Here is a 15,334-nt window from a genome sequence, read left to right on the forward strand (position 1 = left end):
ATTGAGTTTAAACACCTTTTAAGGGTGAAAAGAATCACTGTCATAGTAAGAAAATTATGTGTCATGACGAATACCGGCATTAAAATGTCGTTTGCAGGCATGTTCACGAAATTTGACGTATGAATGGTATGAGAATTGCGACTATACTGTTGTGCTAGGAGCCTCTTAATGCAATTGTATTGGTCGTTGGGCCTGAGCTCGGTACAAATACCGAGTATGACCTTCTTCTCAAGTAGAGACGGCGGTCAGGCTTATTTCGAGCAAGAACAACGTATATGCGTCAAATGAAGGCTGAATTAATAAGATTTAATCTAGAAGCCTTCACGGCTCAATTCCGTTCTCAACTCGTTATTCTTTTCCATTGGACGCGCAGGGAGGTGATTGCTTTCACGGAAGCTTTCGCGCGCCGCGCCCAATTCAATCTCAAGCAAACAGACTGCACAGGAGCATCCTCATGAAGAAGTTGTTTGTCTCGGTCGCCGCGACCGCTCTTATCGGCATGGCCTCGTCCGCCATGGCAGAAGAGTGCGGCACGGTCACCGTTGCGGAAATGAACTGGGCGTCGGCAGGCGCTATTTCGCAGATCGACAAGATCATTCTGGAAAACGGCTACGGCTGCACCGTTGAACTGGTGAGTGGCGATACCATGCCGACATTCACCTCCATGAATGAAAAAGGCGAACCGGACATGGCTCCGGAGTTGTGGATCAACGCCGTGCGCGAGCCTCTCGACAAGGCAGTTGCCGAAGGCTCCCTGATCATCGGCGGTGAAATCCTGAACGAAGGCGGCGTCGAAGGCTTCTGGGTCCCGACCTATATCGCCGAAGAGCATGACATCTACACCGTCAAGGATGCCTTGGCACATCCGGAACTGTTCCCCGGCGCTGAAGACGAAAGCAAGGGTGCCTTCTTCACCTGCCCGGCAGGCTGGAACTGCCGCATCACCACCGGCAACCTGTTCCGCGCCTTCGGCTTCGACGAGGGTGGTTTCGAACTGGTCGATCCGGGTTCCGCTGCCGGTCTTGACGGCGCGTTGGCGAAAGCCAACGAGCGCAAGGAAGGCTGGCTCGGTTACTACTGGGCACCGACCGCGATCCTCGGCAAGTACGACATGACCCTGCTCGACTTCGAAGTCCCGCATGACAAGGAAGAGTGGGACACCTGCACCGTGATCGAGGACTGCCCGGAGCCTAAGCCGAACTCCTGGGTGAAGTCTGAAGTCTTTACCGTCGTCACCGACGACTTCGCCAACAAGGCAGGCCCGGCCATGGATTACATCAAGGGCCGCACCTGGGATAACCGGACGGCCGGCAAGGTTCTTGCCTGGATGACCGACAACCAGGCTGCCAACGAAGATGGCGCATACTATTTCCTCGAAAACTTCGAAGATGTCTGGACCCAGTGGGTCAGCCCGGAAGTCGCTGAAAAAGTGAAAGCCGCGCTCTGACAGGCAAAAGAAACAACAGGGGCCGCTCCAATGGTGCGGCCCCAACCATTTGGGGCAAAAACTAAACCATCGGGACAACAAAGATGGATTGGATAGAATTTCCATCGCTGGGTCGAACAGACCTGCTGGCGATCAAGAAGACAATCGACGGTTCGTTCAGAGGTTTCACCAGAACCTACGGCGACTATATCGACAACTTTTTCAACCCCTTGCAAGATTTTCTGGTCTTCCTCGAAAACCTTCTGATCAACTCGCCCTGGCCGATCATTCTCGCGGTTTTCGCGCTGGCGGTTTACTTTTTGAGCCGCAAGATCAGTGTTACGGTCGGAACGGTACTGGCCCTGGTGTTCATCGGGGTGTTCGGGCTCTGGGAAGACACCATGCGCACCGTCGCCATGGTTACCGTATGCACCTTGCTGGCAATTGTTCTGGGTATTCCGATCGGCATCGTGATGGCGCGGTCCGATCGTGTTCAGGGTTTCGTCAATCCGATCCTGGACCTGATGCAGACGATGCCGAGCTTCGTCTACCTCATTCCCGTTGTGATGATTTTCGGTATCGGCAAGGTCCCGGGTCTGATAGCCGTCGTGATTTACGCCATTCCGCCGATGATCCGCCTGACAAATCTGGGTATCCGGCTTGTCGATACGGATGTGCTTGAAGCTGCTGATGCCTTTGGATCCAGCGCCCGTCAGAAGCTGATGAACGTTCAGCTTCCGTTGGCTTTGCCGACCATCATGGCCGGGATCAACCAGTGCATCATGATGTCGCTTTCCATGGTTGTTGTTGCTTCCATGATCGGCGTACGTGGACTTGGGCAGGAAGTGCTTGTTGCCATTAACAACCAGTACCTGACCGCAGGTATGCTCAGCGGCCTGTCCATCGTCGCGATCGCCATCATCTTCGACCGCGCAACCCAGGCTTTCGGCAAGCGCCTTCAGAAACACTCGGAGGTGGTTCATGGCTGAGGCAACAGGTATCGAGATCAAGAATCTCTACAAGATCTTCGGATCGAACGGCAAGGAGATGGTCAAGAAGGTCAAGGACGGCATATCCAAGTCCGAGTTGAACGAGAAATTCAACCATGTGCTTGGCCTCAACGACATCAACATCTCCATGCCGGGTGGCAAGATCCAGGTAGTGATGGGCCTTTCCGGCTCGGGCAAATCCACCTTGATCCGCCATATCAACAGGTTGATCGACCCGACCGATGGCGAAGTGCTTTATGGCAACGATGATGTCTGCAAGATGTCTCAGGCAGAGCTTCGGGAATTCCGCCGCCACAAGACGGCAATGGTGTTCCAGAAGTTCGCGCTGCTGCCACACCGCACGGTGATGAAGAACGCCATCTATGGTCTGGAAATCCAGGGTGTGCCAGTCAAGGAAGCCGAAGAGCGTGCGGCCCGCTGGATTGCCCGCGTCGGGCTGGAAGGGTTCGAGAACCACTATCCCAACCAGCTGTCCGGCGGCATGCAGCAGCGTGTGGGGCTTGCGCGCGCGCTTACCAACGATGCTGACATTCTGCTGATGGACGAAGCGTTCTCGGCGCTTGACCCGCTTATCCGCATGGACATGCAGACCGTGCTTCTCGACCTTCAGGAAGAGCTGCACAAGACCATCGTCTTCATCACCCACGATCTTGACGAGGCGCTGCGCCTTGGCGACAGGATCGCGATCCTGCGCGACGGGGCAGTTGTGCAGCAGGGGACCGGGCAGGAAATCGTTCTGAAGCCTGCGGACGCCTACATTGCCGACTTCGTCAAGGAAGTGAACCGTGGCCGGGTGATCCTGGTCGATACGGTCATGGATACGTCCCGGACGCTGGAAAACGGACCGACGATTTCCAGCGGCATCCTGCTGGAAGAAGCGGCCCGGACCTTTGCCGACACGGGCGAGGGCGAGGCAAACATCGTCAACAGCGATGGCCGTCCGATCGGCGTGCTCAACGTGCATGACACGATCTATGCGATGGTGACGCCGGCAACCCACTGAGCCAATGAAGTGTGAAAACATCAAAACCCCGGAGTTCGCTCCGGGGTTTTTTGTATCCTGGGCGGCAACCTCCACTCTTTCCCGGCAGAAGCCTGGGTGTGCCTGCAAGAAGAAAAAGCCCCGGAGTGTTTCCGGGGCTTCAGGATTTCCGGAAAACTCGACGTCAGCGCTCTGTGAAGATCGTTCGCGCCGCACGTGTTACAGGGTGCAGCAGGTAAAGGAGGATCGATTTCGATCCGGTGACCACTTGAGCGTTGACCTGCATGCCGGGGCGGATCGGCCGTTCGTGCGAACCGGCGCCGATGACCTGGCCGGGAAAGGCGAGGGTTGCCTTGAAGTAGTATTCGCCGAATTCGTCCTGGAAACTTGAGGCGGAAATGGTCTCCACTTCCGCAGCCACGGTGCCATAGATGTTCGGGTCGTAGCTGGTGATCGTGATGTCGGCCCTGTCGCCGATGTTGATATGGCCGACGTCCTTCGGATTGACCTTCACCTCGGCAACGAGGTTTTCGGACAGGGGGACGATCTCGGCTATCAGATCGCCGGGATTGACGACCGCCCCACGACCGGTCGGGCCAAGGCTCTTGACGTAACCTGCCACCGGTGCCTTCACGAACAGGCGGTCCTGCCGGTCTTTCAGTTTGGCGATTTCCTGTTTCAGTTCGTCGCGCTCCTGGGCAATCCTGGCGCGCTCGTCGGCGACATCCCGGTTTACTTCGGCGCCGGCCTGACTGAGGCTGGCCTGGGCTTCGGTCAGCATTTCACGGGCCTGTGCGAGATTGCCGAACAGCTGTTCCAATGTGACCTGCGACCGCTGAAAATCCCCCTTGGCCTCCAGGAAGCGGCGACGCGACGTGTAGCCGTCTTTCAGCAAACCTTCCTGGATCTGGAATTTTTCCTTTTCCAGTTCGACTTGTGATTTTTGAAGTTCGACCTGTGCTTCCAGGCTGACCACTTCGGCACGCCTCTGGGCGACACGCGCCGTGTAGGCTTCCTGTTCGTCGGCAACCGCCTTGCGGTTGGCGGTCAAGGCCGCCCGTTGCTGGGTGCTCAGGCCATCCACCGACGGGTCCAGGCGCAGGCCAACGGTGTTGGCATCACTGTATTCCTGTGCAAGCAGGCGGCGTTCCTCAAGTTCCAGATAGCTGAGACGGCTTTGAATGCGGGCGAGTTCCGTGGTCGTATCCTGTTTTTCCAGGTGGGCGAGTGGGTCTCCGGCCTGTACCAGCTGGCCTTCCTCAACAAGGATCTCCGAGACGATGCCGCCTTCCAGGTGCTCCACTTTCAAAATCTGGCCGGCAGGCGCTATCTCCCCGATCGTGTTGGCCACTTCCCGGATCTGGCCGATGGCAGCCCACAGCAACAGGAAGCCGGTCGCGATGGTCAGTCCCATGAGGAGGCGTGAATAAAAGGCTGGGGGCACGCCGTCTTCCAATTCCAGCGGAAGGCCGACGCGGCCGTAGACCGCCTTGCGGAGTGTGTCGGGATCGTCTTTTGCTGCCATTGGAAAGTCCTCGGCGGTTGTCTTGCGGCGGGCCGGCGACGGCCCCTTACGTTATTTCGATTGCTGCTTGAGCACGTCTTCAAGGATGTCCTTCGGGGCTCCGGCCATCGCCACCATGCCGTTCTGCATGTAGACGAGGTTGTCTGCCATGCGCATGTGGCTGGGGCGGTAGGTCGTGATGACGACGGTCGACTTGCCGCGAACCTGGTCGATCTTCTTCATCAGGAACTTGTCGCCTTCGAAATCCAGATTTCCGGCAGGGTTATCGAGCAGATAGATCGGGGCAGGGCGCATGAAGGCCCTGGCCAGCAGCAGGCGCTGTTTGACGTTGTCCGGCAGCACTTCGATCAGCTGGCCGGTCAACCGGGTCTCCACACCCTGGGGCAGAAGCTCGCCATAGGCGTTGAGGCCGAATTCCTCGAAGGCCTTGCGAACCTGATCGTTGTCCGCCTGCGGATTGGCCATGCGGAAGTTCTGCGCAATCGTGCCGTAGAAGAAATCGTGGTGTTCCGGTGCATAGCCGATGGAGTTGCGCCATTCGCCCGGGTCGAGCTGGCGGATGTCGAGATCGTCGACAAGGACAGCGCCCATCTGGGGTCGATAAAGCCCGAGCACGGCCCGCACCAGCGAGGTCTTGCCGCAGCCGCTCGGGCCGGTGATCGCGGTTACGGATCCCTGCTCCATCTGAAGCGAAAAATTGCGCAAGGCCGGTTCCTGGCGGGAAGGGTAGCGCAGCACGACGTTGGAAAAGCGGATCGTGCCCTGGAACTGGCGGTGCAGGCTCGGCAGCCTGCCGGGCTGGCGTTCCATTTCGATTTTCAGAAGGCTGTTGATCCGTTCGATTGTCTGCTGGGCCTGGCCCAGTTGCGATACGCTGAGAAAGGCCTGATGCATCGGGCTGAGCGCACGCCAGGAAAGGGCCATGACGGCAATGAGCGCGCCTTGAGAAAGGTCCTGGTTCATGACCAGAACGGCTCCGAAACCGAGGACACCGATGCCGCACAGGGTCATGAACATCTGCGAGACCACTTGCATGACCTGCGACAGTTGCCTCGTCTTCAGGTTCTTCAGCGCAAAGTCCGCGGAAATCGCCCGGTATTTCTCGACCCAGATGTCGTCGGCGGACAGTTCCCGGATGGCCTTTCGCTTCGACAGGATCTCCACGGTGATGTTCTGCATGCGCGACTTTGCATCGCCGGCCTGATTGATTGCCTGTTTCATGCGCGGAACGATGAGCATGGCCGACAGGACATAGAGCACCAGCAGCCCAGCCGGCAGCAGTGCCAGCGGCCCGCCAATGAAGCCGAGAACCATGACGAAAATCACCGAGAAGGGAAGGTCGATCAACGCATTAGCGAGATTGCCGTGAAAGACGTCCCGCACGCCGTCGAATTGCTTCAGACGGGTGATTTGCGCTCCGATGGGGGCGGACGAAATCAGGGGGAGCGGCAGATGCAGGAAATGGCGGAAGGTGGTGTTGGCGACCACCGCGTCGAGCCTGGCGCCCAGGTAGGCCTGGAGATGCGATTTGGTGCCTCTGACCATCCAGTCCATGATCAGCACAAGCGTAATACCGATCAGCAGCGTGATCAGCACGGAAACGGATTTGGCGCCGATAGCCTTGTCGTAAACGCTCATGACAAAGAGCGGCAGACCGAGCGCCAGGATGTTCGACAGCAGGCCGACGGTCATGATCGACAGCACCGTGCCCCGGAACTGATGGAACAGGCGGGAGGACCAGTGCTGAAAACCGGCGCTTTCGGTGCTGTCATCCGGCTCGATCACGAAGAGCTCGGCATCCTTGAGTTCGCTGAAGGCAATGGCGACTGTGCGATGAGCCTCGCCGCTGTAGGCCTGGAACCGGCCGTCGCTCGTGCGCCCCAGGCCGACCAGTAGATTGTCTCCGTGTTTCACCAGGCAGGGAAACTGTTCCGCGGTCAGCTGCTTTGCGGATCGGCCGGTCGGAGTGACCCGAAAGTTCAGCCGGGTCAGTACGGCGCGAAGGTCGAAGATGCCCTTTATGCCTTCAAGGTGAGGCAGGGCTTCGAAGAGATGGCGTTCCATGCCATCCCATCCGAGGGCTTCCAGAAGGGGCAGCAAACAGGCCTCTGCCGGAGACGCGCGGTCGATCGTACTGCCTGAATGCTGCTGGACACGGGTTTCCAGGTTCATCCGGCTCTCTGCCGGGTTCAGGTTCTGAAAGATCGAATCCGCGTTTTCAAAAGCCGCCAGGGACATGTTCAGCTCCTAAGCCTGCTTTTTGGTGTCGGCTGGCTCGCGCCGCCGCAATTTGTATCGAGGGGTGTTCGGCGTATCCGGCAAGGCGCTAATCCGGCCGTGCTCCATCAGAAACTGCTTGTCGGCAATGGCGCGGAAAGAAGGGCGGTGGCTGACGATCAACGTGGTCAACTGGCCTTTAAGCCGCTTCAACGCTTCAACGAGCTGGGCTTCGCTCTTGTGGTCGAGAGCGCCGTTGGCATCGTTGAGGATAAGGATCTTCGGTTCGCCTGCGAGCGCGCGCGCAATGGCGATGCGCTGTACCATGCTGTCGGTGAGATTTTCCTCGATCGCGTTGCCGAGCGGAGTGTCGTAACCCAACGGCAGCAGGTGAATGTCCTTTTCAAGGCCGATCAGGTCAGCGGCCATGCGGGCTTTTTGCGGGCTCGCGCGAGATCCGAAGAGAGTCAGGTTCTGCAGGATTGTGCCGGCGAACATCTGGGCGTCGTTGCTGACGTAGGCGATGTGCCGGCACAGATACCGGTGGTCGACACCGTACAGATCCTGGCCGTCTATCATGACCTTGCCGGAGGTCGGTTCGATATCACCGGAAATCAGGCGAGCAAGCGTCGTTCGGCCGCTGCCGTCGCTGCCCTCAAAGGCAACCGTTTCTCCGGCATTGATCGTCAAGCTTAGGTTCTGGACAGGCACGATCGCATCGCTGCGCGCGGCGAAGCTGGCATTTTGCAGCTTGATGTTGCCGACAATTGTCAGGTTCCTGTTTCCTGATCGCTCTTCCTTTGGCAAATCGAACAGGGCGCGCGCTTCGCGGAAATCATGTTTGACCCGCTGCATGTCCGTCCAGTGGTTGATGCCGCGCAGCAGGGGCTGCACGACCTGACCTGCCAGCAGGGTGCAGGCCGCAACCGCCCCGACACTGATGAACCCGGACATGACCATGAGAGCCCCGGCCGACACCACGCAGACCGTTGTGAGGACGGTGAAGAACCCGGAGGAATTCCGTGCCCGGTTGGTGAGATCGATATAGTCGTAGCCAAGACGAGAATTTTGCGTCTGCAGGCGTTCAAACCTGCGCAGGATGACCGGCTCGAAGGCCATGGCCTTGATGGTGTTGAGGCCGGACAGGACCTCGAATATGAAATCGTATTTGCGCTGATCCTGCTCCGCGCGTTTTTCGATCAGGCTGTCGATCCTTGTATTCAAGGCCGCGGTTCTCAGGGCAAACAAGGCCAGGAGAACAAGCGGCACGAAGCCGATCGGCCCCCCGATAAGAAACAGGACGGCAAGAAAGAGGAGGCTGGCGGGAAGGTCGATTGCCAGGAGGCGGGCCTGACCACCGTAATGGTCACCCATTGCCTGCAGCGAGCGCAGCGAGTCCAGGTGTTTGGTGACTGTCGCCTCAGAGTTGATGTCCGCTCTGGAGTGCAGAAGACGTCTGGCTGCTTCGACGTTGGCCTGGTGGGTGAAAGAGGCTGCAAGCCAGCCCGTCAGATACGAACGTGTCGTTTTCAGAACTGCATCGATCACCAGAACGAAACCCAGTCCTGCGATCAGGATGACGAGCGTGTCGGTCGACTTGTTCGGCAGAATCCGGTCATAGACCTGCAAGATGGTCAGTGGCATCGCCAGACCGAGGATATTGATCAGGATGGAAGCGGTTACCACCGAGCGCGGGAGTTTCGGTGTTGATACTTTTTCTCCGGTTTCGGAGGAAAAAAACTCCAGTTGCGGCAGTTTGATACTGGAAAAAGTATCAGTGATAAAAGATGCCATAGTAAGCGCCTCCTTGAATACATTAAGGCGCGTAATTGTTTCAAAACCGTTTACCAAAAATACCACAAATTCTAAAATTACATCAAGTTATACATGTAATTCGAAGATTGAAGTTGGTTTTTATTAAGGTAACCCTGCGTGTGATGATGTCAGGTTTTAACGGAGCACGTGCAAGTCATGGCCGACACCGATACTTCAGCGAATGCAGGCAAGCCCGGCGTTTCTTCTTCAACGGAGACCGCAGCAAAGTCCAACGGCGGATCAGAACCGTCGCCTGCACGCATGGAGGCTCAAGCAGGCGATCCCTACCGCCCGGCCGGTGGCAATGATTATTCCCTGTCCGTGGAACCGGAAGATATCGGTGAAGCAACCTTGGCGAACCTTTATCAGGCTGTGCCCCTCGAAGATCGAGGATCTGGTGCTTCAACCCAGGATGCCGAGGGACTTGGCGGTGACGGCGGCAGAGACGGCCAGGGTGCGCATGGGGGGCTGGGTCAGGGATTGGGCGGAGCTGGAACCGGTGACACGCTACTGCCGGACGGCGGTGCCGAGGTGGCCGAAACCGCCGATGGTGATCCAAACGATGACGGCGGCCTTGGCGACGGTGCCGTTCCGGAAGCGCGTGGTCTCGACCCGACGTTGTCTCAATTCGATCTGGGCGGCGATGGCATTCAGTCATCGGGCTCCCAGGTTGGTGACGGAACCAGCGGCGGAACCAGCGGCGGAGGCGGAGGTGCTGGCGAAGGCGGCGATGGTGGGAACACCGGGGTCGGCCCTGTCGAGGACGTCGACAGCACCGAAAATTTTGTAACGGAAAACGCCGCAGGGGGTACCGTTGTCGGCGTAGTCGCCTTTGCAAATGATCCGGATGCGACAGACACGGTCACCTACTCGATCATAGACAGCCGGTTCGAGATCGATCCGGATACGGGCGTTATTACCGTTGCCGATGGCGCGGTGATTGATCGCGAAACGACGCCTTACATCGATATCGAGGTTACAGCCACCTCAACGGATGGCTCGACTTCTACCGGCACCTTCCGGATCACGGTTGGCGACGAGAACGAGTTCGACATTGGCCCGGTGACAGACGTTGATGGTTCCGACAACTTCGTCCAGGAGAACTCCGCCGGTGGCACGGTTGTCGGCGTGACGGCGTTCGCCGAAGATCCTGATGCGACCGACACGGTTACCTATTCCATCACAGACAGCCGGTTCGAGATCGACCCGGATACGGGCGTTATTACCGTTGCCGATGGTGCAGTGATTGACCGCGAGACGACGCCTTTTATCGATATCGAGGTCTCTGCCACCTCGACAGATGGGTCAACCTCGACCGGCACCTTCCGGATTATTGTGGGCGACGAAAACGAGTTCGATATCGGTCCGGTGACGGACGTTGATGGTGCCGACAACTTCGTCCAGGAGAACTCCGCCGGTGGCACGGTTGTCGGCGTGACGGCGTTCGCCGAGGATCCGGATGCAACGGACACGGTCACCTATTCCATCACAGACAGCCGGTTCGAGATCGACCCGGATATGGGCGTTATTACCGTTGCCGATGGTGCTGTGATTGACCGCGAAACGACGCCTTTTATCGATATCGAGGTCACTGCCACCTCGACAGATGGGTCAACCTCGACCGGTATCTTCCGGATCACGGTGGGCGACGCGAACGAGTTCGATATCGGTCCGGTGACAGACGTTGATGGTTCCGACAACTTCGTCCAGGAGAACTCCGCCGGTGGCACGGTTGTCGGCGTGACGGCGTTCGCCGAAGATCCTGATGCGACGGACACGGTCACCTATTCCATTACAGACAGCCGGTTCGAGATCGACCCGGACACGGGCGTGATTACCGTTGCCGATGGCGCAGTGATTGACCGCGAGACGACGCCCTATATCGACATCGAGGTGACGGCGACGTCCACGGATGGCTCGACTTCGACCGGCACCTTCCGGATCACGGTTGGCGACGCGAACGAGTTCGATATCGGTCCGGTGACGGACGTTGATGGTGCCGACAACTTCGTCCAGGAGAATTCTGCCGGTGGCACGGTTGTCGGTGTGACGGCGTTCGCCGAAGATCCGGATGCGACCGACACGGTCACCTATTCCATCACCGATGGTCGGTTCGATATCGACCCGGACACGGGCGTTATTACCGTTGCCGATGGCGCGGTGATTGACCGCGAGACGACCCCATATATCGATATTGAAGTGACGGCGACGTCAACGGATGGGTCAACCTCGACCGGGACCTTCCGGATCACGGTGGGCGACGAGAACGAGTTCGATATCGGTCCGGTGACAGACGTTGATGGTTCCGACAACTTCGTCCGGGAGAACTCCGCCGGTGGCACGGTTGTCGGTGTGACGGCGTTCGCCGAAGATCCGGATGCGACCGACACGGTCACCTATTCCATCACAGACAGCCGGTTCGAGATCGACCCGGACACGGGCGTTATTACCGTTGCCGATGGCGCAGTGATTGACCGCGAGACGACGCCTTTTATCGATATTGAATTGACGGCGACGTCAACGGATGGGTCAACTTCTACCGGCATCTTTCGGATCACGGTTGGCGATGAAAACGAGTTCGATATCGGTCCGGTGACGGACGTTGATGGAGCCGACAACTTCGTCCAGGAGAACTCCGCCGGTGGCACGGTTGTCGGTGTGACGGCGTTTGCTGAAGACCCGGATGCAACGGATACAGTTTCCTATTCCATCACCGATAGTCGGTTCGATATCGAACCGGATACGGGCGTTATTACCGTTGCCGATGGTGCCGTGATTGACCGCGAGACGACCCCCTATATCGATATCGAGGTCACAGCGACGTCGACAGATGGGTCAACCTCGACCGGTATCTTCCGGATCACGGTGGGCGACGAGAACGAGTTCGATATTGGACCGGTGAACGACATCGACCCGGCAGCCAACAGCATTTCAGAGACCGCCAATGGGGGCGAATTTGCCGGGATCACCGCCTTCGCCGAGGATCCTGATCCGGCGGACAGTGTCACCTACCAGCTGACTGGTGATGACAGGTTCGAGATCGATCCGGATACAGGTGGCATCACCGTAAAGAATGGCGCGACGTTCGATGCGGAAACAGAACCTTCCATCGAGATGACTGTCACCGCAACGTCAACGGATGGCTCTTCCTCAACTAAGACCTTCACCGTGGCCGTGACAGACAACAATGAAGCACCGGATCTGATCGTTCATCTGGAAAACGGCTCAGAACAGTTTGTCGTCAACGGCAGCTTCGAAATCTATGACGGGGTTCACGGCGGACCAGCCGGGTCCGGCTGGTACGAAAACCCGACTTCGATCGAGGGTTGGACCTACGACAACGTCGATGTGCATGAGGCGGGGCACAATAGTTACGGCGCGACAGACGGCGGTCATCATTTGGACCTTGCAGCCATGAACAATGGCTGGGCTTCTCAGCAAATAGAGGGGCAGCTTGATGGTCAGGTCTATCATCTGACATTCGACATGAAGTCGCGCGGCGGCGTGGGGGAAAGTGTCGCCGAGGTCTATTGGAACGGCGAGTTGATCGACACGATCGACCCGGCCACAACGGGAACGGGCTGGCAGGCCTATGCCTATGACATCGTTGGCGGATCCGGCGACGGCTCCAATACGCTGACATTCGTTGAGATCGGTTCCGATAACCTGGGTGGTGCGCTGATCGACAGTGTGTCCATCGTTTCCGACAACCGCACTGCGGTCGTCGAGGAATATTACGGCGCAGAGATTGCACCCTTGTCAGTATTCGATCCGGATGTGGGCGATACGCATATATTCACGGTTTCGGACGACCGGTTTGAGGTGGTCGTATCCGGCGACAGATACCTTCTCAAATTGAAAGACGATCAGGCCTTCGACTACGAAACCGAGACTCAGGTGACCCTTGAGGTGACGGCAACCGACCAGGGCGGTCTTTCCGACACGGAGATCGTGGTGATCGACGTGATCGATATCGACGACACCAATTCTCCCATCGGTCCGCTCGCCGACATTGATGCCAGCGCAAACCAGGTTCTTGAAAACGCCGCGGCAGGTGCCGTCGTGGGTCTGACTGCCTTTGCAAACGATCCGGATGCAGGCGACAACGTGAGTTATCAGCTCAGCGGTGACGCGCGCTTCGAGATCGACCCGGTGTCGGGGGTGATCACCGTCGCCAGTGGGGCAAGTTTCGACAAGGAAACCGAACCGGAAATCGATGTTCTGGTGACGGCTACTTCGACTGACGGATCAGTCTCGACCGAAACCTTCACGATTGCGATTGCCGATGCCAATGAAGCGCCGGACCTCGACTTCGATCCGGAACTTGGACCGGGCGTTTCCGTGACGCTGACCTTTGTCGAGGAATATGCCGGCCACAGCAATGTGCTGGGTGTCTTCTACGTGGACGGCAACGGCAATCCCGTGGCCGGCGAAATCGTCTGGGTCAACCAGAACCAATTGACGCCGGGCGATACGGCGACCCTCTATCTGGAAGGCGTCGAAGCGAGCGAAATCGGCTATTTCCTGATCCCGGATGGTGCAGACACGAACAATGGTCTTCTTGCCGGTGACAAGGTGACGTTCCAGAAAGACGGTCAGGGGAACTGGCAGGCCGTCGGACCTGACGGGACGCTGCTGGTCGGGGCCGATGCCAATGTTCTTTTCTCCGGTAACGGGTCACTCAATCCGGATGGTTACGACTACACCGTGGAAAGCGGCATCAGGATCGGCTTTGAGGACATTGCCGGCGGGGGTGACGAGGATTTCGACGACGTCGTCTTTGACCAGACAACTTTCGAAACCACTGCTCGTGCCGCGGTCTATGAAGAAGATCCGGGGGCGGAAATCGGTACCTTGTCGGTATTCGATCCCGATGTCGGCGATACACACAGCTTCACGGTTTCCGATAGTCGCTTCGAGGTCATATCGATCAACGGTGAGAACATTCTCAAACTGAAGGACGGTGTGGCGCTCGATTATGAGACCGAGACCCAGGTGAGCGTTGAGGTTACCGTTACCGATAGCGGCGGGCTGTCGGACACGGAAACCATCGTGATCGACGTCATCGACGTGGAGCCGGAAGAGCCTGCCGACGACAATGAGCCGATCGGGCCTGTCAGGGATGTCGATACGGCCCAGAATCTGGTTGTGGCGACAGCTGCTGCCGGAATGGTGATCGGCCTGACGGCATTCGCGGAAGATGCCGACGCCGGAGACACTGTGACCTATTCCATCGACGACAGCCGGTTTGATATCGACGCAGACACCGGTGTGGTGACCCTCGCCAGTGGTGCAACGCTGGTTGCAGGCGAGACCATCGACGTGACGATCACCGCCACATCAAGTGACGGATCCCATTCGAGCGCGGTTTTCCCCGTGACGGTGACTTCGGGTGTGACCGAGAACTCGCCGCCTGATCTGATCGTCGGCAACGCGATCTACCGGCCGGACCAGGGCAACAAGCACTGGGACGATCATCATGATGGCCATTGGGGGCATATCCAGGACGGGGAAACAGGACACTATCATGAAGATGACGGTGTCCACGGTCAGACCTATCACGGCCACGACGACGACTGTACGGGCAACGAATATCACGTTCCCGAAAATCAGGCAGGTGTCGAACTTGTCGAACTTTCGGTAGTGGACCCCGATATCGGCGACACGCACACCTTCACGGTGTCGGATGACCGGTTTGAAGTCGTGAGCAACGGCGACAGCTATCTGCTGAAGCTGAAGGATGACGCGGCAGTCGACTACGAAACGGAGCAAAGCATCACGATAGACGTTACCGCGACCGACAGCGGAGGCTTGTCGGATACCGAGACAATTACCCTGGACGTGGTCGACTTTGATGATGTGCCCCTGTGCGAGGTCGGAACAAGTAATGCCGATACGATTGTTGGGGGCGATTTCGTGGACAGCATTTCCGGACTTGGCGGAAATGACATCCTGCTGGGTCAGGGGGGCAGCGACCTCATCTATGGCGGGGCTGGTTACGATGTGATCCGGGGTGGCGCGGGCGACGACGTTCTTTCCGGCGGTGACGGGTCGGATCTGTTCGCCTACATGCTCGGCGACGGGCATGACAGCATTTACGGCGGTGCCGGCGGGAGCTGGATCGATATCGTCGATCTGAGCAAGGCCGCCGATGGCACCGATATCGGAACCTATGGTGTCGACTGGTCCATCACCATGACGGAAGGTTCCATCGAGAGCATCGATGCAGTGGCGGGCGAGATCACCCTTTCGCAGGATTCGGGGGGCTACATCGAGTTTGCCGATGGCGGACGCATCGACTTCACGGATCTGGAAGGCGTTCAGTACTGATCAGCAGGAAGGCAAAAAAAGCGGGCTTG

General features: G+C 58.0%; 7 protein-coding genes. 4 read left to right on the forward strand and 3 right to left on the reverse strand.

Features of this window, described 5'->3' with window-relative positions:
• Window positions 1-454 precede the first annotated feature (454 nt).
• The 3 genes from ACP90_RS05240 to ACP90_RS05250 all read left to right on the forward strand — a co-directional run bounded on the left by ACP90_RS05240 (window position 455) and on the right by ACP90_RS05250 (window position 3,439).
• Window positions 455-1,447, forward strand: coding sequence for an ABC transporter substrate-binding protein (locus tag ACP90_RS05240; protein WP_062487133.1), 993 nt, complete (start codon window positions 455-457; stop codon window positions 1,445-1,447).
• Window positions 1,448-1,530: 83 nt separating this feature from the next.
• Window positions 1,531-2,415, forward strand: a complete 885-nt coding sequence (locus tag ACP90_RS05245) for a proline/glycine betaine ABC transporter permease (protein ID WP_023003361.1) — start codon at window positions 1,531-1,533, stop codon at window positions 2,413-2,415.
• Window positions 2,408-3,439: a glycine betaine/L-proline ABC transporter ATP-binding protein gene (locus tag ACP90_RS05250; RefSeq protein WP_055661244.1), complete on the forward strand. Its 1,032-nt coding sequence runs from the start codon at window positions 2,408-2,410 to the stop codon at window positions 3,437-3,439. Before ACP90_RS05245 ends, ACP90_RS05250 begins: the two co-directional genes overlap by 8 nt.
• Before the next feature lie 163 nt (window positions 3,440-3,602).
• On the opposite strand, the gene ACP90_RS05255 is transcribed toward ACP90_RS05250, so the two are convergent.
• The 3 genes from ACP90_RS05255 to ACP90_RS05265 are packed head-to-tail and all read right to left on the reverse strand — an operon-like array spanning window position 3,603 to window position 8,954.
• Window positions 3,603-4,943, reverse strand: coding sequence for an HlyD family type I secretion periplasmic adaptor subunit (locus ACP90_RS05255; RefSeq protein WP_055661245.1), 1,341 nt, complete (start codon window positions 4,941-4,943; stop codon window positions 3,603-3,605).
• A gap of 51 nt (window positions 4,944-4,994) precedes the next feature.
• On the reverse strand, window positions 4,995-7,181 hold the full coding sequence (locus tag ACP90_RS05260) for an ATP-binding cassette domain-containing protein (RefSeq protein WP_062487135.1): 2,187 nt from the start codon (window positions 7,179-7,181) through the stop codon (window positions 4,995-4,997).
• Between the two features lie 9 nt (window positions 7,182-7,190).
• On the reverse strand, window positions 7,191-8,954 hold the full coding sequence (locus ACP90_RS05265) for an ATP-binding cassette domain-containing protein (RefSeq protein ID WP_062487137.1): 1,764 nt from the start codon (window positions 8,952-8,954) through the stop codon (window positions 7,191-7,193).
• A 177-nt stretch (window positions 8,955-9,131) separates the two neighbouring features.
• On the opposite strand from ACP90_RS05265, the gene ACP90_RS05270 reads away from it, so the two are divergent.
• The gene (locus ACP90_RS05270; RefSeq protein ID WP_062487139.1) at window positions 9,132-15,305 is read left to right on the forward strand and encodes a cadherin domain-containing protein; all 6,174 of its coding nucleotides are present in this window, start codon (window positions 9,132-9,134) and stop codon (window positions 15,303-15,305) included.
• Window positions 15,306-15,334 lie beyond the last annotated feature (29 nt).

Source organism: Labrenzia sp. CP4 (genome assembly GCF_001579905.1).
Classification (GTDB): domain Bacteria; phylum Pseudomonadota; class Alphaproteobacteria; order Rhizobiales; family Stappiaceae; genus Roseibium; species Roseibium algicola.